The sequence below is a fragment of the Humibacter ginsenosidimutans genome, from assembly GCF_007859675.1.
GTDB lineage: Bacteria > Actinomycetota > Actinomycetes > Actinomycetales > Microbacteriaceae > Humibacter > Humibacter ginsenosidimutans.
Genome location: NZ_CP042305.1, coordinates 3,002,898 through 3,022,099, shown reverse-complemented (window position 1 = coordinate 3,022,099; position 19,202 = coordinate 3,002,898). Strand labels below are relative to the sequence as shown.

17 protein-coding genes are annotated in these 19,202 nt (G+C 69.3%); 9 read left to right on the top strand and 8 right to left on the bottom strand.

The features are described 5' to 3' along the window. Positions 1–14 precede the first annotated feature (14 nt). Positions 15–944 carry a 2-hydroxyacid dehydrogenase gene (locus FPZ11_RS13930; RefSeq protein WP_437438602.1) on the top strand — a complete coding sequence of 310 codons (930 nt, stop codon included), beginning with the start codon at positions 15–17 and terminating at the stop codon, positions 942–944. A gap of 54 nt (positions 945–998) precedes the next feature. Here the strand turns inward: FPZ11_RS13930 and FPZ11_RS13925 are convergent, their stop codons facing one another. After that, on the bottom strand, positions 999–2,006 hold the full coding sequence (locus FPZ11_RS13925; protein WP_146321743.1) for an MBL fold metallo-hydrolase: 1,008 nt from the start codon (positions 2,004–2,006) through the stop codon (positions 999–1,001). Between the two features lie 47 nt (positions 2,007–2,053). Here FPZ11_RS13925 and FPZ11_RS13920 point away from each other — a divergent pair, with 47 nt between their 5' ends. From FPZ11_RS13920 to FPZ11_RS13910, 3 genes are all read left to right on the top strand, one after another. After that, positions 2,054–2,455 (top strand): MerR family transcriptional regulator, encoded by a 402-nt coding sequence (locus FPZ11_RS13920; protein WP_146321742.1) that lies wholly within the window; start codon positions 2,054–2,056, stop codon positions 2,453–2,455. A gap of 148 nt (positions 2,456–2,603) precedes the next feature. Continuing rightward, positions 2,604–3,515, top strand: a complete 912-nt coding sequence (locus tag FPZ11_RS13915) for a FadR/GntR family transcriptional regulator (RefSeq protein WP_146321741.1) — start codon at positions 2,604–2,606, stop codon at positions 3,513–3,515. A gap of 62 nt (positions 3,516–3,577) precedes the next feature. Then, on the top strand, positions 3,578–4,897 hold the full coding sequence (locus tag FPZ11_RS13910) for an alpha-hydroxy acid oxidase (RefSeq protein WP_146321740.1): 1,320 nt from the start codon (positions 3,578–3,580) through the stop codon (positions 4,895–4,897). A gap of 155 nt (positions 4,898–5,052) precedes the next feature. On the opposite strand, the gene FPZ11_RS13905 is transcribed toward FPZ11_RS13910, so the two are convergent. The 3 genes from FPZ11_RS13905 to FPZ11_RS13895 all read right to left on the bottom strand — a co-directional run bounded on the left by FPZ11_RS13905 (position 5,053) and on the right by FPZ11_RS13895 (position 8,056). Further along, on the bottom strand, positions 5,053–5,544 hold the full coding sequence (locus FPZ11_RS13905) for a hypothetical protein (RefSeq protein WP_146321739.1): 492 nt from the start codon (positions 5,542–5,544) through the stop codon (positions 5,053–5,055). Between the two features lie 215 nt (positions 5,545–5,759). Beyond that, the gene (locus FPZ11_RS13900) at positions 5,760–6,728 is read right to left on the bottom strand and encodes an acetylxylan esterase (protein WP_146321738.1); all 969 of its coding nucleotides are present in this window, start codon (positions 6,726–6,728) and stop codon (positions 5,760–5,762) included. 26 nt (positions 6,729–6,754) lie between these two features. After that, positions 6,755–8,056, bottom strand: a complete 1,302-nt coding sequence (locus FPZ11_RS13895; RefSeq protein WP_146321737.1) for a UDP-glucose dehydrogenase family protein — start codon at positions 8,054–8,056, stop codon at positions 6,755–6,757. Positions 8,057–8,231: 175 nt separating this feature from the next. Between FPZ11_RS13895 and FPZ11_RS13890 the strand changes: the two genes are divergently transcribed. Continuing rightward, positions 8,232–8,984 carry a hypothetical protein gene (locus FPZ11_RS13890; protein WP_146321736.1) on the top strand — a complete coding sequence of 251 codons (753 nt, stop codon included), beginning with the start codon at positions 8,232–8,234 and terminating at the stop codon, positions 8,982–8,984. Positions 8,985–9,068: 84 nt separating this feature from the next. Here the strand turns inward: FPZ11_RS13890 and FPZ11_RS13885 are convergent, their stop codons facing one another. Further along, positions 9,069–10,544 (bottom strand): peptide MFS transporter, encoded by a 1,476-nt coding sequence (locus FPZ11_RS13885; protein WP_146321735.1) that lies wholly within the window; start codon positions 10,542–10,544, stop codon positions 9,069–9,071. Positions 10,545–10,669: 125 nt separating this feature from the next. After that, on the bottom strand, positions 10,670–12,946 hold the full coding sequence (locus tag FPZ11_RS13880; protein WP_146321734.1) for a glycoside hydrolase family 3 C-terminal domain-containing protein: 2,277 nt from the start codon (positions 12,944–12,946) through the stop codon (positions 10,670–10,672). Between the two features lie 66 nt (positions 12,947–13,012). On the opposite strand from FPZ11_RS13880, the gene FPZ11_RS13875 reads away from it, so the two are divergent. Then, complete coding sequence (locus tag FPZ11_RS13875) at positions 13,013–14,092, top strand: DNA glycosylase AlkZ-like family protein (RefSeq protein ID WP_146321733.1); 1,080 nt, start codon at positions 13,013–13,015, stop codon at positions 14,090–14,092. Positions 14,093–14,217: 125 nt separating this feature from the next. Here the strand turns inward: FPZ11_RS13875 and rocD are convergent, their stop codons facing one another. Together rocD and ddaH are read right to left on the bottom strand one after the other, a co-directional pair. Beyond that, a complete protein-coding gene (rocD, locus tag FPZ11_RS13870) occupies positions 14,218–15,522 on the bottom strand; it encodes an ornithine--oxo-acid transaminase (RefSeq protein WP_146321732.1) in 1,305 nt (434 codons plus the stop codon). Next, positions 15,495–16,286, bottom strand: a complete 792-nt coding sequence (gene ddaH, locus FPZ11_RS13865) for a dimethylargininase (RefSeq protein WP_146322904.1) — start codon at positions 16,284–16,286, stop codon at positions 15,495–15,497. The genes rocD and ddaH overlap by 28 nt, the downstream gene beginning before the upstream one ends. Positions 16,287–16,534: 248 nt before the next feature. On the opposite strand from ddaH, the gene FPZ11_RS13860 reads away from it, so the two are divergent. The 3 genes from FPZ11_RS13860 to FPZ11_RS13850 all read left to right on the top strand — a co-directional run bounded on the left by FPZ11_RS13860 (position 16,535) and on the right by FPZ11_RS13850 (position 19,198). Next, positions 16,535–16,972 (top strand): Lrp/AsnC family transcriptional regulator, encoded by a 438-nt coding sequence (locus tag FPZ11_RS13860; RefSeq protein ID WP_146321731.1) that lies wholly within the window; start codon positions 16,535–16,537, stop codon positions 16,970–16,972. Positions 16,973–17,057: 85 nt separating this feature from the next. Beyond that, positions 17,058–17,792: a response regulator transcription factor gene (locus tag FPZ11_RS13855; protein ID WP_246846271.1), complete on the top strand. Its 735-nt coding sequence runs from the start codon at positions 17,058–17,060 to the stop codon at positions 17,790–17,792. Continuing rightward, the gene (locus FPZ11_RS13850; RefSeq protein WP_246846270.1) at positions 17,789–19,198 is read left to right on the top strand and encodes a sensor histidine kinase; all 1,410 of its coding nucleotides are present in this window, start codon (positions 17,789–17,791) and stop codon (positions 19,196–19,198) included. Before FPZ11_RS13855 ends, FPZ11_RS13850 begins: the two co-directional genes overlap by 4 nt. Positions 19,199–19,202 lie beyond the last annotated feature (4 nt).

Sequence of the window (19,202 nt, the reverse complement as noted above, 5' to 3'; positions counted from 1 at the left end):
GTACGCTCGAACGCGTGAGCATCGTCGTCAGTCTTCCCGGGTCCGCACTGCTGAACGCGTACGAGGCGCTGCCGGGAGCGGCGCCGACGGACGTCGACTTCGTCACCTGGGACCTGAAGTCGGCTCCGCCACGCGACGAGCTCGACATCGTGGTGCCGCCGTACATGGGCGGTTCCGCGGTGCTGAGCGCCCTCGCCGGAGTGCGCACCCGGCTCGTGCAGAGCCAGTCCATCGGCTACGACGGGGTGGTGAAGGTGCTGCCCGCCGGCGTCGTGTTCGCGAACGCGGCATCCGTGCACGAGGCGTCCACCGCCGAGCTCACGGTCGCGCTGATGCTCGCGGCGCAGCGCGGCATCCCCGACTTCGTGCGTGCGGCGGAGCACGGGCGGTGGGCGCCCGCCCGGTATGCCAGCCTGGCCGACCGACGCGTGCTGATCGTGGGCTACGGCGGGGTGGGCAAAGCCGTCGAGGCGCGGCTGGCGGGCTTCGAGGTCGAACTGACACGCGTGGCATCCCGGGCGCGCGACGAAGACGGTGTGCACGTGCACGGCATCGACGAGCTGCCGCAGCTGCTGCCCGAGGCCGATGTCGTCGTGATCGGCACCCCGCTGTCGGATGCCACCCGCGGCCTGGTCGACGACGCGTTCCTGTCCGCGCTCCCCGACGGCGCCCTCGTGGTCAACATCGCGCGCGGCCCCGTGGCCGACACGGATGCCGTGCTGAAGCACGCGACGGAGGGCCGGCTGCGGTTCGCGCTCGACGTGACCGATCCCGAGCCGCTGCCCGACGGGCATCCTCTGTTCGCCCTGCCGAACGTGCTGATCTCACCGCACGTCGGCGGCGCGACGAGCGCGATGATGCCCCGCATGGCGAAGCTGCTGCGCCGGCAGATCGAGCGGATGCTCGCGGGCGAGGAGCCCCTCAACGTCGTGCTGCGCACGTAGCCGTCGAGGAGGCCACTCGCCCGCCGTGCCGAGCGAGTATCGCCACGGGTGCGCTCAGGCCGGCGCGAAGAACGGTGCTGCGGCATCCGGGTCGTGCGTGGCCACGATGGGGATGCCCGCCGCGAGTGCCGCGATGCGCTGGATGCTTTCGTAGGCCGCGTCTCGGTCCGCATCGACGAGCCTCCCCGGGAAGGTCGGCTTCTGCCGTCGGTGGTCCAGTTGCACGCCGTGCCACACCGCGTCTCCGATGAGCAGCACCCACCGCGCGCTCGCGGGAGTGTGAAGCCCCACGTCGCCGAGGTGCAGCAGGTAGCCGACGCTGCCCGGAGTGTGACCGGCGAGCCCGACGGCGGTCACCGATCCGTCGCCGAACAGGTCGTGGCTGCGCTCGAACGTGAGCACGGGCGGCCCGTCGAGCTCGAACAGCTCCGTCGCGCGTCCGCGCAACGCCTCGCGCACCACGCCGATCGGCGCCCGAGGTCCGTTCATCGCCCACTCCCAGTCGGCGCGCGTGGCGTGCAGCACGAGATCGGGGGCATCCACGAGGCCCGAGACGTGGTCCCAGTGCAGGTGCGTCGCGAGCGCGAAGTCCACGTCGGCGAACGTGAGGCCCTCGTCGGCGAGCGATGCGCGAACGCTGCGCGAGCCCTCCGCCGGCCGCACGAACACGCGGTATGGCGAAGGCAGGTGGCTCAGCACGCGAGGCTCGAAGTCGTCGCAGAGCGCGGCATCCACCAGCACGGTCGCATCGGGATGCTTCACCACGAAGCTCGTCATCGCGTTGCCGACCCGGGAGGGGTGTCGCAACCCCTCCGCCGTGGAGAGGGTGGGAATGTCGCGCACCGGCTGACGGAACGCGGTGAGCGTCACCGACGCGCTCGCCTCGGGAAACGGCGCGTCGCGCAGCGTTCGCGCGAAGTCCCCGCGCGGACGACGCGGCCGCACGAGGCCCTTCGGCATCGCGGCGAATGCGACGACCTCCCTGGCGAGGGTGGAGACGAGCGCCGTGTCGTCGGAGCGATGGAGGGTCGTTGCGTCATGGGCGGTGTCGATTCGAGTCATACTGGGGACGCTAAATGTTCAGGTTGACCTGAAGTCAAGGACATGTCATGACAGACCATCGAATCGGAGACGTCGCCGCGAAGGTCGGCGTAGAGACGCACGTTCTCCGGCACTGGGAAGACGTCGGCGTGCTCGTGCCCGCCCGCACGCCGAACGGGCAGCGCGTCTACGACGACGATCTGGCGACGCGCGCGCTGATCATCCGGCGGTGCCAGCGGGCCGGCCTGTCGCTCGCGCAGATCCGAGCGCTGGCACCGTCGGACGAAGCGCAACGCCTCGTTCTGATCGCCGAGGAGCGCGAGCGCGTGCAGGCGGCGATCAGCCAGCTCCGTGAGACGGATGCCTACCTCGAGCACTTGAGGCAGTGCAGGCATCCACTGGCGAACGAGTGTCCGGAGTGCTCGTCGTTCGCCGTCGGAACGCCGCCGGCGCGGCTCACGCGGCACTGATCCGGCTCGGGGTCCCTCCTGACCGGTGCTGCGCCAGCACTCGGCGCTTGCGCCACGTCTTCTGGCGCGACAGCCACGAGCTGGCGCAGACGCGAGTCTCTCGCATGCGCCCGCGTGTGGTCTGACCACAATGGTAGGCTCGTGCACCATGAGCCACATTGTGGTCGGACCACAGGATGCCGTCGCCTCGGCGACTGCGGCATCCCCGTCTGCGAGCGCCGCATCGCTCCCACCATCGCGGGCGTGGCGCACCGCGCTCGAGAACATCGAGGCGCGGCTGCTGAGCGGAGAACTCGAACCCGGCGATCACCTACCGTCGGAGCGCCAGCTCGCCGCCGAGCTCGGCGTCGCACGCTCGTCTGTGCGCGAGGCGATCAGGGTGCTCGAGGTGCTCGGCCTCGTGCGCACCGCGACCGGCAGCGGTCCGAGCGCGGGCGCCATCATCGTCTCGTCACCCGACGGCGGGCTCAGCGCGGTGATGCGGCTGCACGTCGCGGCACAGGGATTCCCGGTGGCCGACGTGGTGGAGGCCCGGCTCGTTGTCGAGCCCGCCATCGCGGCGCACCTCGCGACGACGACCGCAGCCGCGCACGAGACGACCGCAGCCGCGCACGATCGGCACGCGGCACGGAGCGGGAGCGGCGCGCCCGACCTGGCTCGGGCATCCGCGTTGCTCGACGCCATGGACGCCGACGGCCTCACGCCCGCCGAGTTCCTCGCGCTCGACGCACGGTTCCACGTGGCGCTGGCGGAGGCATCCGGAAACACGGTGCTCAGCGCCACCATGGCCGGCCTGCGCGACTCGATCGAAGGCTACGTGCTCGCGGCGGTGCCGAACCTGCCGTCGTGGGTGCAGACATCCGCTCGGCTGCGCGCCGAGCACCGCGCGATCGTGCACGCCATCACGACCGGCGACGCGATGGATGCCGCAGCACGCGTGCGCGCCCACGTCGCCGCCTATCACGCCGAGTCGCGCCTCACCGGGTCGCCGCCGGCGACAGACCACCCGCCGAGACGTCACAAAACGCGCTCCGCACGCGGAACCGATCGCGTTGTGTGACGTCTCGGCGAAGGCGACACACACGAGACACGACACACACGAGACACGACGAAGGAGAACCCATGGTCCAGCGCCAGCTGCCCGATGTGCGCGAACTCGCACAGCTGATGAAGTTCAAAAAGCCCGAGCTCAACGCGAAGAAGCGGCGACTGGATGCCGCGCTCACGATCGCCGACCTACGCACGATCGCGAAGCGCCGTACCCCGAAGGCCGCCTTCGACTACACCGACGGCTCGGCGGAGGGCGAGATCAGCCTCGCCAGGGCGCGGCAGGCGTTCGAGGACGTGGAGTTCCACCCCGGCATCCTCAAGCCCGCTGTCGATGTCGACACGTCGACCCGGATCCTCGGAGGTCCGTCGGCGCTGCCGTTCGGCATCGCGCCGACCGGGTTCACCCGGCTGATGCAGACCGAGGGCGAGATCGCCGGCGCGGGCGCGGCGGGTGCCGCGGGCATCCCGTTCACGCTCTCGACGCTCGGCACGACGTCGATCGAGGGCGTCAAGGCGGCGAACCCGAACGGCCGCAACTGGTTCCAGCTCTACGTCATGCGCGACCGCGAGATCTCGTACGGGCTCGCCAAGCGCGCAGCGGCCGCCGGGTTCGACACGCTCATGTTCACGGTCGACACGCCCATCGCCGGCGCCCGCCTGCGCGACAAGCGCAACGGGTTCTCCATTCCCCCGCAGCTGACGCTCGGCACCATCATCAACGCCATTCCACGGCCGTGGTGGTGGATCGACTTCCTCACCACCCCGCCGCTCGAGTTCGCGTCGCTGTCGTCGACGGGCGGCACGGTCGGCGACCTGCTCGACGCCGCCATGGACCCGACGATCAGCTACGAAGACCTCGCCGTCATCCGCGAGCTGTGGCCGGGCAAGATCGTGATCAAGGGCGTGCAGAACGTGCAGGACTCCAAGAAGCTGATCGACCTCGACGTCGACGGCATCGTGCTCTCCAACCACGGAGGCCGTCAGCTCGACCGCGCGCCCGTGCCGTTCTGGCTGCTGCCGGATGTCGTGCGCGAGGTCGGCAAGGACGCCACCGTCATGATCGACACAGGCATCATGAACGGCGCCGACATCGTGGCGTCCGTGGCGCTCGGCGCGAAGTTCACGCTCATCGGCCGCGCATATCTCTACGGCCTGATGGCGGGCGGCCGCGCGGGCGTCGACAAGACGATCGACATCTTGTCGACCCAGCTCGTTCGCACCATGCGCCTGCTCGGCGTCTCGTCGCTCGAGGAGCTCGCCCCGTCGCACGTGACACAGCTCGCCCGCCTGCAGCCCGTGCACCGCGCGGCGACCGAAGCGGCGGATGCCTCGACCCCGCGCCCGCGCGCCGCCGCGTCCCGCACGCGGTCGGCCTCGTCCGCGAAGAAGTAGCCGGAGCGGCGGCCGCCGCTCTCCCGCTGCTGCGCCGGCTCTCGGCTGCCGCGCCACGTTTTCTGGCGCAGCAGCCGAGAGGTGGCGCAATCGCGCAGGGGCTGGCCCGGTTACAGCGGTGCGTGCCGCAGCCCCGCCGCAGCGAGCTCGCTCGATCAGCCCACGTTCGCGAGGTGTCCCCACACGGCGCGTGCGCCGGCATCGCCGATGAGCACCACGTCGATCACGACGCCCACGGCCACCACGACGGCCGCGATGCCGATGAGCAGGCGGATGCCGAGCACGGCGCTGGGGGTGATCCGGGCGCCGAGCATCCTCTCACCCCACCGGGTCCAGACCCACTCGACGACCGCGACGACGAACAGCGGGATGACCCAGCCGAGCAGCGTCTGACCGAGGTCGGCGTGCTGCTGCACCGCCGCCGTGACGGGAACCTCGGTCTCCAGCGCCTGCCCGGCGTTCACCGTGATCGGGGTGAGCACGAGCACCACGAGGGCCGCCAGCGGCGTGACGAACCCGAGACGCCGAGCCGCTGCCGGCCACAGTCCGTGCAGCAACACCGCGATCGCCGTGAGCGGTACGAGCACCACCACCACGTGCACGAGAAGGATGTGCAGCGGCAGTCCGAGGAACGTGTACGAGCCCATAGCCGTGAACGTAGTGCAGCCGTCGATGCTTCAGCTTCGGATGCGGCTCGCACGACGCCCGCAGCCTGAGATGCGTCTCACCGACGGAGGTTTCTGCACCCTCCGTCACCCCGAGAATCCGCGCGAGTCCGCGGGTCGGTTCGGCAATGGCCCAGACAAGGAGCAGCTCGGCTCGGCAGCGGTTCAGAAAGGCAGCGGCTCAGCAGTGCAGCGGCTCAGGCCGGCATCAGCTCGCGCAGCACCCGCAGCATCTGCTGATCGTCGTCGATCTGCCCGCCCTCGTGTCCGTTGTACGGCCAGATCTCGATCTGCTTGGCCGCCCCGGCATACGCGTTGAAGGCACCGAACACGGTCGACGCAGGGCACACGTCGTCCATCAGCGCCGTGGTGAACCAGGCCGGCGCCGTCGCCCGCTTGGCGAAGTTGACACCGTCGAAGTAGGCCAGCACGTCGTGCACCTGCTCGACGCGGTCGCGGTGCACCGCGAGGTAGCGACCGATCTCCTTGTACGGAAAGGCGTCGGTGATCACGGATGCCCTGCGGAAGTCGCAGAGGAAGGGAACCCGCGGAAACGCCCCGACCAGGTCGGGCACGAGCCCCGCGACGGCGAGCGTGATGCCGCCGCCCTGACTGCCTCCCGTGACGACCACCCTGGAGGCGTCGACCACGTCGAGCGACCGCGCGGCCTCGACGGCGCGCACGGCATCCGTGAACAGCCGCCGGTAGTAGTAGGTCTCCTGGCTCTCGATGCCGCGCGTCATCACGCCGGGATAGGCCGGCCCGCTGCCGTCGGGATCCGCGGTGTCGCCACCACCCCAGGTCGAGCCCTGGCCGCGCGTGTCCATGAAGAAGTGCGCGTAGCCGGCGGATGCCCACAGCAGGTTCTCGAGAGCGTGCCCCCTGCCGCCGCCGTACCCCTGGAACTGCACGATCGTGGGCAGCGGCCCCGAGGCGCCGGCCGGCACCCGCAACCACGCCTTGATCGGCTGGCCCGCATAGCCGTTGAAGGTGACGTCGTACGTCTCGATGCTCGTCAGTCCCGTGTCGACGGGCGTGAGCACGACCCCCAGCGGAAAGGCACGCGACTCCGCCAGCGTGCGCACCCAGAAGGCGTCGAAGTCGGCGGGGTCGTTCTGGTCGCTGCTGTAGGCGCGCAGCTGCGCCTCGGGAAGGTCGACGAACATCCTCTGGTCCTCTGATCGTGCTTCGGTCAGTCGCGGCCCATGCCCCGGTACCGCCAGCCCGCGCCGACCCAGGCGTCGCGGTCGAGCGTGTTGCGTCCGTCGATGATGGTCGGCATCGCCACCAGGGTGCGCGCGGCAGCGGGATCGAGCTGCCTGTACTCGGCCCACTCCGTCACGAGGATCACGAGATCCGCGCCGCGCAGCGCCTCGTTCACGTCGTCGACGTAGTCGAGCTGAGGATGCCTGCTCCTCGCGTTCTCGATCCCCTTCGGGTCGGTCGCGACCACGTTCGCACCCAGTCCCTTGAGCGACACCGCCACGTCGAGCGCAGGCGAATCGCGCACGTCGTCCGAGTTCGGCTTGAACGTCACCCCGAGCACCGCCACCTTGCGGCCCACGACGGAGCCGCCGAGCTCCGCGGTCGCGAGGTCGACCACGCGCTTGCGGCGGCGCAGGTTGATCGCGTCGACCTCTTTGAGGAACGCAACCGCATCGCCGCGGCCGAGCTCGTCCGCCCGCGCCGTGAAGGCGCGGATGTCCTTGGGCAGGCATCCACCGCCGAAACCCACGCCGGCGTTCAGGAACCGACGCCCGATGCGGGCGTCGTGGCCGATGGCATCCGCGAGCTGCGTGACATCCGCCCCGGTCGCCTCGGCGATCTCCGCCATCGCGTTGATGAATGAGATCTTCGTCGCGAGAAACGCGTTGGCCGACACCTTGACGAGCTCGGCGGTGGCGAAGTCGGTGACGATGCGCGGCGTGCCCAGCCCGAGCGCGTGCTCGTACACCTCGTCGAGCACGGCGACCGACGAGTCGTCTCCCGCTTCGACGCCGTAGACCAAGCGATCGGGTTCCACCGTGTCGTCCACCGCGAAACCCTCGCGCAAGAACTCAGGATTCCACGCGAGACGCGCACCCGTGGCCTTCACCCGCTCGGCCAGCCGAGCCGCGGTGCCGACCGGCACGGTGCTCTTGCCGACGACCGTGTGGCCGGGACCGATGTGCGGAAGAAGGCCGTCGATGGCGGCATCCACATAACGCAGGTCCGCGGCGTTGCCGTCGGCGGTCTGCGGGGTGCCCACCGCGACGAAGTGCACCGTCGCGTTCGCGGCGGCGGCTGCATCCGTGGTGAAGCGCAGACGTCCGGACGCCGTGGACTCCGTGAGCAGGTCGGGCAGCCCCGGCTCGAAGAAGGGCGGTTCACCCGCCGCAAGACGATCGATCTTCGCGGCATCCACGTCGATGCCGACCACATCGTGCCCCAACTGGGCCATTGCAGAGGCGTGCACGGCTCCGAGATAGCCGCAACCAGTGACCGAGATTCTCATGGTCTCCTCATGGGTGAAGGCGGCAGGGCCGCTGTGACGCAATGCGGGCACACGGGGGTGTGCACACACCGCATCTAACCTACTCGGGCGCACATGTGGGATGCCGCCGCTCGCCACCCCTGGCACGAGTCACCCGCCGGGGCCTGCGGGACCGCCAGCCACTAGGATTCCTCGCATGGCGGCAGAGATTCCGGCGGGCTGGTACCCGAATCCGTGGAATGACGCGGAAGAACTGTACTGGTCGGGAATCGAGTGGACCGGCATCTCCCGCGCAGTGCACCGCGCTCCCGCCACCGGGGGGATTTCTGCAGCGGCATCCGAGATCGAGGACTCGACGATCATGCGCCCCGTCGGGCCACCGTTCGAGGCGCAGGATGTCTCGCCGCAGTCCGCGACAGCGGTCACACCGATCGCGGACACGGCATCGTTTCCCGGCGCTGCTCCGAGTCCTCAGCCGGAGCCATTCCCCACTCCCGCCGCTCCCACGTTCCAGCCGGAGCCGTACGTCGCGCCGGTCGCCCCCGCGGCACCGGTGTTCCAGCCGGAGCCGTACGCTCCGCTGCCGCCCGCGCCGATCGGAGGGCCGACCGCCGAAGGCGTCCTGCCCGCAGACGCAGCCGATGCCGCATCGTTGCGGTGGTCGTTCGGCAGCGCCGCCGCTCCCACGCCGGTGAACCCACGGGCCAAGTTCGGCCTGATCGCGATGATCCTCGGCATCGTCGCAGCCGCGTTCGCGGTCATCCCCGGGGTGAGCTTCGCCGCCTGGATCCCGGCGTTCGTCGCGATCGCGCTCGGCATCATCGGCTACCTCGGCGGCAAACCGCGCGCCTTCGCCCTCACCGGCATCATCACGGGCGGTGCCGCCCTCGCCGTCGGCACCGGTGTCTCCATCTGGCTCCTCATCCAGTTGGGCGCCCTCGGCCGCTGAGCCCGACGCATTCTCTGGGGTGAGCCGCATACGGCGCGCTGCCCACTGCGCCCCACCTCGTGCGCTCTGCTTCTCGCACCCTGCCTATTGCACGCCGCGCATGGCTCGCCGGATCCACGGCGCGGCGAGCGCGAGCAGCACGCCGATCACGATGGCGATCGCACCGAGGATTCCGAAGTACCAGCCCTCGGTCTGCGGCGAGTAAAGCTCGGCCAGCTGACCGCTGAGTGCCGTGCCCAACGCGACGGACAAGAAGAAGAGCGCGACCATCTGCGCGTGGAAACGCGCGGGCGCGAGCTTTGTCGAGACCGACAGCCCGACGGGCGAGAGCAGCAACTCGGCGATCGTGAAGACGAAGAGGATGCCCACCATCGCGATGAGCGGTGTGCTGTTCTTGCCGCCGCCCGCGAACGGCAGGAACAGCAGGAAAGCCACGCCCATGATCGCGGTGCCCAGCGCGAACTTGATCGGCGTCGACGGTTGTCGCTCGCCCATCTTCGTCCAGATGGCGGCGAAGACTCCGCTCAGGATGATGATGAAGATGGGGTTGATCGACTGCACCCACGAGATGGGAAACTCCCACCCGAAGATGTCCCTGTTGAGTCGAGTGTCCGAATAGAACGTGACGACGGTGAACTGCTGCTGGTACAACGACCAGAACGCTGTGCTCGCGATGAAGAGCGGGATGAACGCGTAGACGCGGCTGCGCTCGACATCCGTGAGGTTGCTGGCGAGGATGACCGCGAAATAGGCGACCGCGGCCACGACCGTCACGATGATGACCACGAGCGAGAGGTTCGTCGCCCGAATGACACCGACGAGCGTGAGCACGACGATCACGGCCACGCCCGCGAGCGCGATGCCGATCCACAGCCCGTAACGCGAACGCGGCAGCGGGTTGGGAACCTTGCTCGCCTCGGCCGGCAGCCGCTTGCGGCCGAACGAGTATTGCACGAGACCGATGGCCATGCCGAGCGCGGCGAGCCCGAAACCGAAGTGGAACCCGATCGTGTCTTGCAGCAACCCCGTCAGCAGCGGCCCGAAGAAGGCGCCGAGGTTGATGCCGAGATAGAAGATCGAGAACCCGGCATCCCGTCGCGTGTCGTGCTCGCCGTAGAGCGTGCCGACCACTGTGGTGGCGTTGGCCTTGAGCCCGCCGGATCCGACGGCGATGAGTACGAGGCCCACACCGAGCCCGGCGAGTCCGGGCAGCAGCGCGAGCGAGAGGTGCCCGCACATGATGACGATCGCGCTGTAGAACAGCACGCGCTCGGAGCCGAGCAGCCGGTCGGCCACCCACGCGCCGATGATCGTCGACAGGTAGACCGCGCCGCCGTAGGCGCCGACGATGCCCGCCGCCACGGGCTTCGGCATCGCGAGGCCGCCGTCGGCCACCGAGAAGTAGAGGTAGAGCAGCAGGATGCCCTGCATGCCGTAGAAGGAGAACCTCTCCCACATCTCCACCCCGAAGATGTTGGCCAGCGACCTCGGCTGCCCGAAGAAGGTCTTCCCGTGTTCGTCTCGCGTCGTGTCGGTCGGCGCCCCCGCGTCCGCACTCATCACCCCAGGCTATGCCCCACCAGGGCGTTCACGCGCAGCACCGCAGCCGCGCAGGATATGCGGCGATCGGAGCCGGATATGTCCTCGGCGGACCGCATATCCTGCACGGCGGCAGGCGGCACGGGTCAGACGGCCGCGTTCGCCTGCGCGACGATCGCGTCGAGCGCCTGGTCGTCGAGGCCGATTCCCGGGAAGCGCCCGATGCGACGCAGCGGCATCGACCCCATCATGGTGATGAGCTCCTGGTCCTGGAACATCATCGCCGCCTCGGGGTTCTGAGCCGCGGCCTGCTTGATCAGCCCCTGCAGCACCTGCTGGCCGCCCGGATGCTTCATCCACTCCGCCACCGTCGACTGGCGGTCGAGCGGCGCCACAGGTTCGTTCACCCGCAGCTCGACGCTGCCGCGCTCGCGAATGTCCCGCGAGCTCGCTCCGACCAGAATGTCCACCGACCCGTTCTCGACATACCAGCGCTTCAGCGTCGGGTGGAAGTACGCGAAGTCGCGGAACCCGAGCGTGAACGATACCTCCCGGCTCTCGCCCGGCTCCAGCGGCACCGCACGGAATCCGCGCAGCTCGTTCAGCGGACGCCGCACCTCGGCACTGGGTGCGCTCACATAGAGCTGCACGATCTCACGGCCCGCGACGGTGCCCGTGTTCGTGACCGTGACGGATGCGTGCACGGCGAGGTCGGCATCCTCTCCCGTCATGCTCAGCGACAGGCCCGAGTACTGGAACGTCGTGTACGAGAGGCCGTGCCCGAACGGGTAGCTCACAGGCAGCTCGCGCGCGTCGTACCAGCGGTAGCCCACGAAGACACCGTCGCCGTACGGCAGGTGGCCGTCGCGCCCCGGGTAGACGAGGAACGCCGAGTTGTCTTCGAGCTTCTCCGGGATGGTCTCGGTGAGCCGACCGCTCGGATTGGCGATGCCGAAGAGGATGTCCGCGGTCGCCCGCCCGCCGCCCTGCCCGAGCAGCCATCCCTCGAGCACGGCACGCGCACCAGCCTGCCAGTCGGAGACGCGCACCGCCGACCCGTTCGACAGCACGACGACGACGTTCGGATTCGCCTGCGCGACCTCGGCGAGCAGCGCGATCTGATCGACGGGAAGGTCGATGTTCTCGCGGTCGTAGCCCTCCGACTCCGCCACCGACGGCAGGCCGAGGAAGACGACGACCACCTGGGCGGCGGTCGCCACGGCCACGGCCTCGCTGCGCAGCGCCGCGGCATCCCCGCTGCCGTCGAGCGTGAATCCCGGCGCGAACGTCACGCCCGAACCGGCGATCTGCCGAATCTGCGTGAGCGCGTCATCGAGTCGGGTCGGCACGATCTGCGAGCTGCCCGCGCCCTGGTAGCGCGGGTTGCGTGCGAACTCGCCGACGACGGCGATGGATGCCTCCGTCGACAGCGGCAGAATCTCCCCGTCGTTCTTGAGCAGCACCGCGGCCCTCGACGCCACCTCCCTGGCGAGATCGTGATGCGCCTCGACCAGGTCGTCGGGAACGGCGAGCGCACGGCCGGCATCCGCCTTGAGGTGCGCGTGGTCGAGCACGAGCCGAAGCACGTTGCGCACGGCAGCGTCGAGCGCGGCCTCGTCGAGGGAGCCGCCCCGCACGGCCGCCACGATCGCGGTCGGGCCGGCCTCCGACTCGGGCATCTCGAGGTCGAGGCCGGCCGCGACCGCGGCATCCCTGTCGTTGACCGCGCCCCAGTCGGAGACGACGAGACCGTCGAAGCCCCACTCCTCACGGAGCACGTCGGTGAGCAGCCAGTGATCCTCGGTGGCGTAGACGCCGTTGAGCCTGTTGTAGGCCGCCATGAGTGTGGCGGGCGAGGCCTCCTTCACCGCGCGTTCGAAGCCGGCGAGGTAGATCTCTCTGGCCGTGCGCTCATCCATGTCGGCGCTCACCCGAAAGCGGTCGGTCTCCTGGCTGTTGGCCGCGTAGTGCTTCAGCGACGTGCCGACGCCCTTGGACTGGATGCCGCGGATCAGCGCCGCTCCCAGCGAGCCGGCGATCAGCGGGTCCTCGGAGAAGTACTCGAAGTTGCGCCCGCACAGCGGCGAGCGCTTGATGTTGATGCCCGGCCCGAGCAGCACCTGCACATCGAGCGCGTTGGACTCGTCGCCGAGCGCCTCGCCGACCCGTTCGACGAGCTCGGCGTCCCAGGTCGAGCCGAGACCGACGGCGGGCGGGAAGCAGGTGGCGGGGTAACTGCCGCCGATGCCGTTCTCCTGGTTCGCGGGCTGACGTCGAACGCCGTGCGGCCCGTCGCTGAGCACGATGGACGGGATGCCCAGTCGTTCGATCGCTCTGGTGTGCCAGAAGCCGTCGCCCGTGACGAGCGCCGCCTTCTCTTCGAGAGTGAGCTGGGAGATGAGGGCGTCGACGTCGTTGGCCATGGCATCCATTGTGGTCGCCGATGCTGAACGCGCGCACCGTCGGCGGCCGGGACTACCCTCGACCACGTGGTCCACCAGCTCACGCGTGACGAAGCGCGACGCATCGCGGTGCGCGCACAGCTGCTCGACGCCGAACGTCCCAGCGACGTCGTCGAGGTGGCCGAGCAGGTCTGTTCCATCAAGATCGACCCGACGGCGGTGATCGCCCCGGCCGAGCACACCATCCTGTGGTCGCGCGTCGGCTGGTCGTACGAGCCCGGCCAGCTCAAGAAGGCCGTCGAGATGGACCACGCGCTCTTCGAGTTCGACGGTTCCTTCTATGCGGCCGGCCTGCTGCCGCTCATGCTTCCGTGGATGCGCACCCGGCCGCTGCGCGACAGCACGAAGGAATGGCTCGCCGCGAACGAGAACTTCCGAGACGAAGTGCTCGCCCGCCTGCGTGCCGAGGGCCCGTTGCTCGCGTCCGACATTCCCGACACCGCCGCGGTCGCACGCGACGACGAGGCAGGTTGGTACGGCCCCAACCAGGTGCCGCGGATGCTGGAGTTCCTGTCGCGAACCGGACAGATCGCCGTCGTGCGCAGGGAGGGACGACACCGACTCTGGGACATCGCCGAGCGTGCGTACCCGTCCGACCTGCCCGAGTACGAGCCGGAGGAGGCAGCGAGGATGCTCGACGAACGCCGCCTGCAGGCCGCCGGCATCGCGAAGCAGAGGTCGCCGTGGACCCCGGTCGGCGACGCGGGCGAGCCTGCCGTGATCGAGGGCTCGAAGCGCAAGTACCGCGTCGACCCGCAGGCTCTCGCGGCACTGAACGAGGATGCCGACGGCCGGGTCGCCATCCTCAGCCCGTACGACGGCATGCTGTTCGACCGACCGCGCCTGCGCGAGATCTTCGACTTCGACTACATCCTCGAGCAGTACAAGCCGAAGTCGCAGCGGGTGTACGGATACTTCGCGCACCCCATCCTCATCGGCGACGTCTTCATGGGGATGCTCGACGCCGAGGTCGACCGCGAGCACGAGGTGCTGCGCATCAACGCGGTGCACCAGGTCATCCCGTTCGAGCCGGAGGAAGACGAGATGGTGCGGGCCGAGATCGCCGACCTCGCCGAGTGGCTCGGCGTGCGCGTGTCCGAGTTCTGAGGGTCTCCACCGCCGGTTGAGTCTCCACCGCCGGCCCCGGAGCGCGCATCAGCGCGCGTCTCGAAACCGCTCCGCGAAGCACCCAGCTGTGCGGGGCTTCGAGACGCCCCGCTCCGCGGCGCTCCTCAGCCGGCGATGTGCAGCGCGGCGGCGAACTCGTCGATCGCCCAGTCGAGATCGCCCTGCTCCACGACGATGGGCGGGGCGAAGCGGATCGTCGCACCGTGCGTGTCCTTGACGAGGATGCCGCGGCGCAGCATCCTCTCCGCCAGCTCGCGCCCCGTTCCGATCGCCGGGTCGATGTCGACGCCCGCCCACAGACCGGCGCCGCGCACCGCGGTCACACCGTGGCCGATGAGCGCCTCCAGCCGGGAGCGCAGACGCTCGCCCAGCTCGCGGGCGCGCTGCTGCGGCTCGCCGGTGGCGAGCATCCTGATCACCTCGATGCCGACGGCGCAGGCGAGCGGGTTGCCGCCGAAGGTGGAGCCGTGCTCCCCCGCGCGGAACACGCCGAGAACATCGCGGTTCGCGACCACGGCCGAGACCGGCATGATGCCGCCGCCGAGCGCCTTGCCCAGCAGATAGACGTCGGGGATGACGCCCCACAGCCCGCACGCGAAGGTCTCGCCGACACGCCCCAGCCCCGACTGCACCTCGTCGGCGATCAGCAGCACGTCGTTGTCGGTGCAGAGTCTGCGCAGCTCCGGGAGAAAGCCGTCGGGCGGCACGATGACGCCGGCTTCGCCTTGGATGGGCTCGACGAGCACCGCCACCGTGTTCTCGTCGATCGCCGCGGCGACGGCGGCCGCGTCGCCATAGGGCACGCTGCGGAACCCGGGAGTGAAGGGGCCGAAGCCGTCGCGCGCATCCTCGTCGTCGCTGAAGCCGACGATGGTGGTGGTGCGGCCGTGGAAGTTGCCGTTGAAGACGATGATGTTCGCGGCGTCGGGAGCGACGCCCTTCACTCGATAGCCCCATGCGCGCGCGGTCTTGATGCCGGTCTCGACGGCCTCCGCGCCGGTGTTCATCGGCAACACCATGTCTTTGCCGCAGAGCGCGGCGAGCTCGGTGGCGAACGGTCCGAACCTGTCGTTGTGGAACGCGCGGCTGGTGAGCGTGATGCGGTCGAGCTGCTCCTTGGCCACCTCGACGAGGCGCGGGTTGGAGTGCCCGAAGTTCACGGCGGAGTACGCGGCGAGGCAGTCGAGATAGCGGCGACCGTCGACGTCCGTCACCCAGGCGCCGTCGCCCGAGGCGATCACGACAGGCAACGGCGCGTAGTTGTGCGCCGCGTGCTCGTCTTCGAGCCGCAGCAGCTCCCCCGTATTCGTGACCGTTCCGGACGTCTGCGCCCGCCCGGTCTGGCTCGAACGTCCGGAACGGGCACTTGTCGCGGCAGGTGTCACCGGCGAAGTTCCAGAGTGCAGCATTTGACGCCACCTCCCCCGAGGAGAAGTTCGGACAGGTCGACGCCGATCGGGTTGTAGCCGCGCTCGCGCAGCTGCTTCTCGAAGCCGACCGCGCGCTTGGCGATCACGACGTTGTAACCGTCCGAGATGGAATTGAGGCCCAGGATGCCGGCATCCTCTTCGCTCACGATGATCGCGTCGGGATACAGCTGCTCCAGCTTCTTCCGACTCGGCTCGTCGAACGCGGCGGGCACGTAGGCGATGTTCGCGTTCTCGTCGTCGTCGATCGGATCGAGCACCGAGATCGCGGTGTCGAGGTGGTAGAAGCGCGGATCGACGAGCCCCAGCGTGACGACCTCGCGGCCGAATGTCTCGGCGAGCTCGGCGTGCGACTCGACGCTGCTGCGGAACCCGGTTCCGGCGAGGATGCGTGTGCCCACCAGCAGGATGTCGCCCTCACCCTCGTTGATCTGTCGCGGGTCGACGACGCGGAACCCGTGCTCGCCGAACCACTCCATGAACGCGGGCCCCTCGGGCTGCCGCTGCTCGTAGGTGAACTTCGCGCCGTAGGCGACGCCGTCGATGATGAAACCGCCGTTGGCGGTGTACACCATGTCGGGCAGCCCCGGGATGGGATCGATCAGCTGCACCTCGTGCCCGAGTCCGACGAATGTGTCGTAAAGCGTCGTCCACTGCGCGATCGCGTTCTGGGTGTCGGTAGGGTCTTGCGGGTGCATCCACGGGTTGATGCGGTAGCTCACGGTGAAGAACTCGGGGCGGCACATCAGGTAGCTGCGGTGATGCGGCACGAGGTGCTCGACGGCGCGCGGCTGGGCTGAGGGAGCGGATGCCGCACCCTGCGGTTCGCCTTCGGGCCCACGTCCTTCGCCGGATCGAAGGCGTGCGTCAGTGGAGTCGATGGCCGTCATGTCTTCCAGTGTCGCACCGGGATGTTGCGCACGGTGTGGCATCCACTGCACGATTCGTGCGCTCTTGGGCATTTGAACGCAACAGATCACCCTACAATGACCCAATGGACAACCTGGACCGGAACATCATCGACCTGCTGCGCGAGAACTCCCGCGCCTCGTACGGCGACATCGGTTCGCGTGTCGGGCTGTCCGCATCCGCCGTCAAGCGCCGCATCGATCGCCTGGTCGCCGACGGCGTCATCCGCGGGTTCACCATCAACGTCGACCCCACCATCGATGGCATGAGCACCGAGGCGTACGTCGAGTTGTTCTGCCGCGGGACGGTGTCGCCCAGCGAACTGCAGCGCATCCTCTCTGCCGTGCCCGAGGTGGCGGATGCCTGCACCGTCTCCGGCAGCGCCGACGCCATTCTGCGCATCAGGTCGCGCGACATCCCGAGCCTCGAGGCCGCGCTCGAGCGCGTGCGCGTCGCGCCCAGCGTCGACCACACCCGCAGCGCGATCGTGCTGTCTCGGCTGGTGCACCGCGAGATCGAGTAGAGCTGCACCGCGCCGGCACGCTTCCTGAGTGCTCGCATAGCAGTTGCTCTCGACGCACACAGCGCACTCTGTGACGATAGGGAGCGTGGACGAAACGACCGCGCGCCTCCTCGTGGTGGAGGACGACCCTGACATGGCCCGCCTGCTCCGCCGCGGACTCGACGCCGAAGGCTACGACGTCATCGCCGTCGACAACGGCGTCGACGCACTGATCGCTCTTCGCGACCACCCGGTTGACGCGATGGCCGTCGACGTGATGCTGCCCGGCATGAGCGGCTTCGAGCTCTGCCGGCGTGTGCGCGAGTCCGGCCGCACCATGCCCATCCTGCTGCTCACCGCGCGCGATGCCGTCGAAGACCGCGTCTTCGGCCTCGACTCCGGCGCCGACGACTACCTCACCAAGCCGTTCGCCTTCGCGGAGCTCGCCGCCAGGCTGCGCGCACTGCTGCGCAGGGATGCCTCCGGCAAGCCCACTCTGCGCGTCGGCAAGCTGACGATCGACTCGCTCGAGCACAAGGCATCCGTCGACGGCAAGCAGGTGGCGTTCAGCCCGCGCGAGTTCTCGCTGGTACGGCTGCTGGCGACGCACGCCGGCGAGATGGTGACGCGCAGCGACATCCTCGACGACATCTGGGGCGGCCACGAGCACATCGACCAGAACGTGCTCGACCAGTACGTCTCCTACGTGCGCCGCAAGCTGGATGCCTCGGCCACCGGCATCCGCATCACCACCGTCCGCGGGCTCGGCTACCGTCTCGAGCCGGTCGAGGCCCACGACGCCGCAGCAGAAGCGGAACCCTCAGCAGAGCAACGACGGTGAGATGGATCCGATCGATCGCCTCCCGGCTGTCGATCACAGCCCGCATCACGGTGGGCAGCCTCGTGATCGCGCTGCTGGTGGGGGTGATCGCCGTGGTGGGCATCCGTGCCGGCGTCGGCGCCATTCTGAACAACGCCACGCTGACGCTGTTGCGCGATGACGCCGAGCAGTTCGAGCAGGCGCTGCAGCGCAACCCTGCCGATGTGGATGCCGTTCCGCTCGAAGACCAGTACGTCGCGCTGGTCTCGCCCGACGACAAGGTCACGCTCAGCACCCTGCCGCACTCGCTGCGCCCGCACGGACGGGTGCCGCTGACCACCAGCGAGGCGACGACCATCGTGCACACCAACCAGCACGAGTACATGGTGCGGTCGAAGGCGGTGTTCACGTCGCAGGGCGTCTGGCACGTCATCTCGGCTCGTGATCAGGACTCCAACAACCTCGTGCTCGCCCGGCTCAGCCTCGCGCTCATCGTGGGGATGATCGCGCTCGTCGGCGTCTTCACGCTGGCGTCGTTCATCCTCGCCAGAACCGCGTTGCGTCCGGTGAACGACATGCGCAGGCAGGCCGACGCGCTCACGCACGGCAGCAAAGACGGCAGGGCAGGGGCGGAGCTGCTGAAGGTGCCGCCCGTTCGGGACGAGCTCGCGGCGCTCGCCGTGACGCTCAACGGCCTCATCGCCGACCTGCGGGCATCCGCCGACCGTGAGAAGCAACTGGTGTCGGATGCCAGCCACGAGCTGCGCACCCCGCTCGCCGTGCTGCGCGGCGAGCTCGAACTCGCGGAGCTCGACTCCGGCGATCCGGACGCGCTGTTGGCCGATGTGCGTCAGGCGCATCAGACGGTTCTGCGGCTGTCCACGCTCGCGACGAACCTGCTCGAGCTGTCGCGCATCGACGCGCACGGTCAGCGCGGATCGGCGACGTGGCCGGAGCTCGGGGACGAGCTCGCCGCGGCGATCGACCGCATGCGACAGGCGGCGGTGGTGCGCCGCATCGAGTGCGTCATCGACTTCGAGGTCGCCGTCGACGTTCCGCCGCACGGGGCGATCGCCCTCTCGCTCGGCGAGTTCGGCCGTGTCGTCGACAACCTCATCTCCAACTCGATCACGGCGATCGGCGCCGCCAAGGGTGCAGGAACCGTGACGGCGCGGCTGTCCCACACCGCGAACTCCGTCGAACTGTCCATCGCGGACGACGGCCCCGGCATGCCTGCGGACTTCGTGCCTGTCGCATTCGACCGCTTCTCGCGCGCGGACTCGGCGCGCAACACCACGACCGGCAGCGGGCTGGGGCTCGCGATCGTCGCCGGGCTCGTGGATGCCGCGCGCGGGAGCATCCGCCTCTCCTCGCGTCCCGATGAGGGCCTCACCGTCGACATCACGCTGCCGCTGACCGCTGGTTGAGGAG

Excerpts from the sequence above, each read along its gene's own strand:
- FPZ11_RS13925 (WP_146321743.1), bottom strand. The coding sequence starts at position 2,006 with ATGACTCGAATCGACACCGCCCATGACGCAACGACCCTCCATCGCTCC.
- FPZ11_RS13920 (WP_146321742.1), top strand. The coding sequence starts at position 2,054 with ATGACAGACCATCGAATCGGAGACGTCGCCGCGAAGGTCGGCGTAGAG.
- FPZ11_RS13915 (WP_146321741.1), top strand. The coding sequence starts at position 2,604 with ATGAGCCACATTGTGGTCGGACCACAGGATGCCGTCGCCTCGGCGACT.
- FPZ11_RS13910 (WP_146321740.1), top strand. The coding sequence starts at position 3,578 with ATGGTCCAGCGCCAGCTGCCCGATGTGCGCGAACTCGCACAGCTGATG.
- FPZ11_RS13905 (WP_146321739.1), bottom strand. The coding sequence starts at position 5,544 with ATGGGCTCGTACACGTTCCTCGGACTGCCGCTGCACATCCTTCTCGTG.
- FPZ11_RS13900 (WP_146321738.1), bottom strand. The coding sequence starts at position 6,728 with ATGTTCGTCGACCTTCCCGAGGCGCAGCTGCGCGCCTACAGCAGCGAC.
- FPZ11_RS13895 (WP_146321737.1), bottom strand. The coding sequence starts at position 8,056 with ATGAGAATCTCGGTCACTGGTTGCGGCTATCTCGGAGCCGTGCACGCC.
- FPZ11_RS13890 (WP_146321736.1), top strand. The coding sequence starts at position 8,232 with ATGGCGGCAGAGATTCCGGCGGGCTGGTACCCGAATCCGTGGAATGAC.
- FPZ11_RS13885 (WP_146321735.1), bottom strand. The coding sequence starts at position 10,544 with ATGAGTGCGGACGCGGGGGCGCCGACCGACACGACGCGAGACGAACAC.
- FPZ11_RS13880 (WP_146321734.1), bottom strand. The coding sequence starts at position 12,946 with ATGGCCAACGACGTCGACGCCCTCATCTCCCAGCTCACTCTCGAAGAG.
- rocD (WP_146321732.1), bottom strand. The coding sequence starts at position 15,522 with ATGCTGCACTCTGGAACTTCGCCGGTGACACCTGCCGCGACAAGTGCC.
- ddaH (WP_146322904.1), bottom strand. The coding sequence starts at position 16,286 with ATGTGCCGCCCCGAGTTCTTCACCGTGAGCTACCGCATCAACCCGTGG.
- FPZ11_RS13860 (WP_146321731.1), top strand. The coding sequence starts at position 16,535 with ATGGACAACCTGGACCGGAACATCATCGACCTGCTGCGCGAGAACTCC.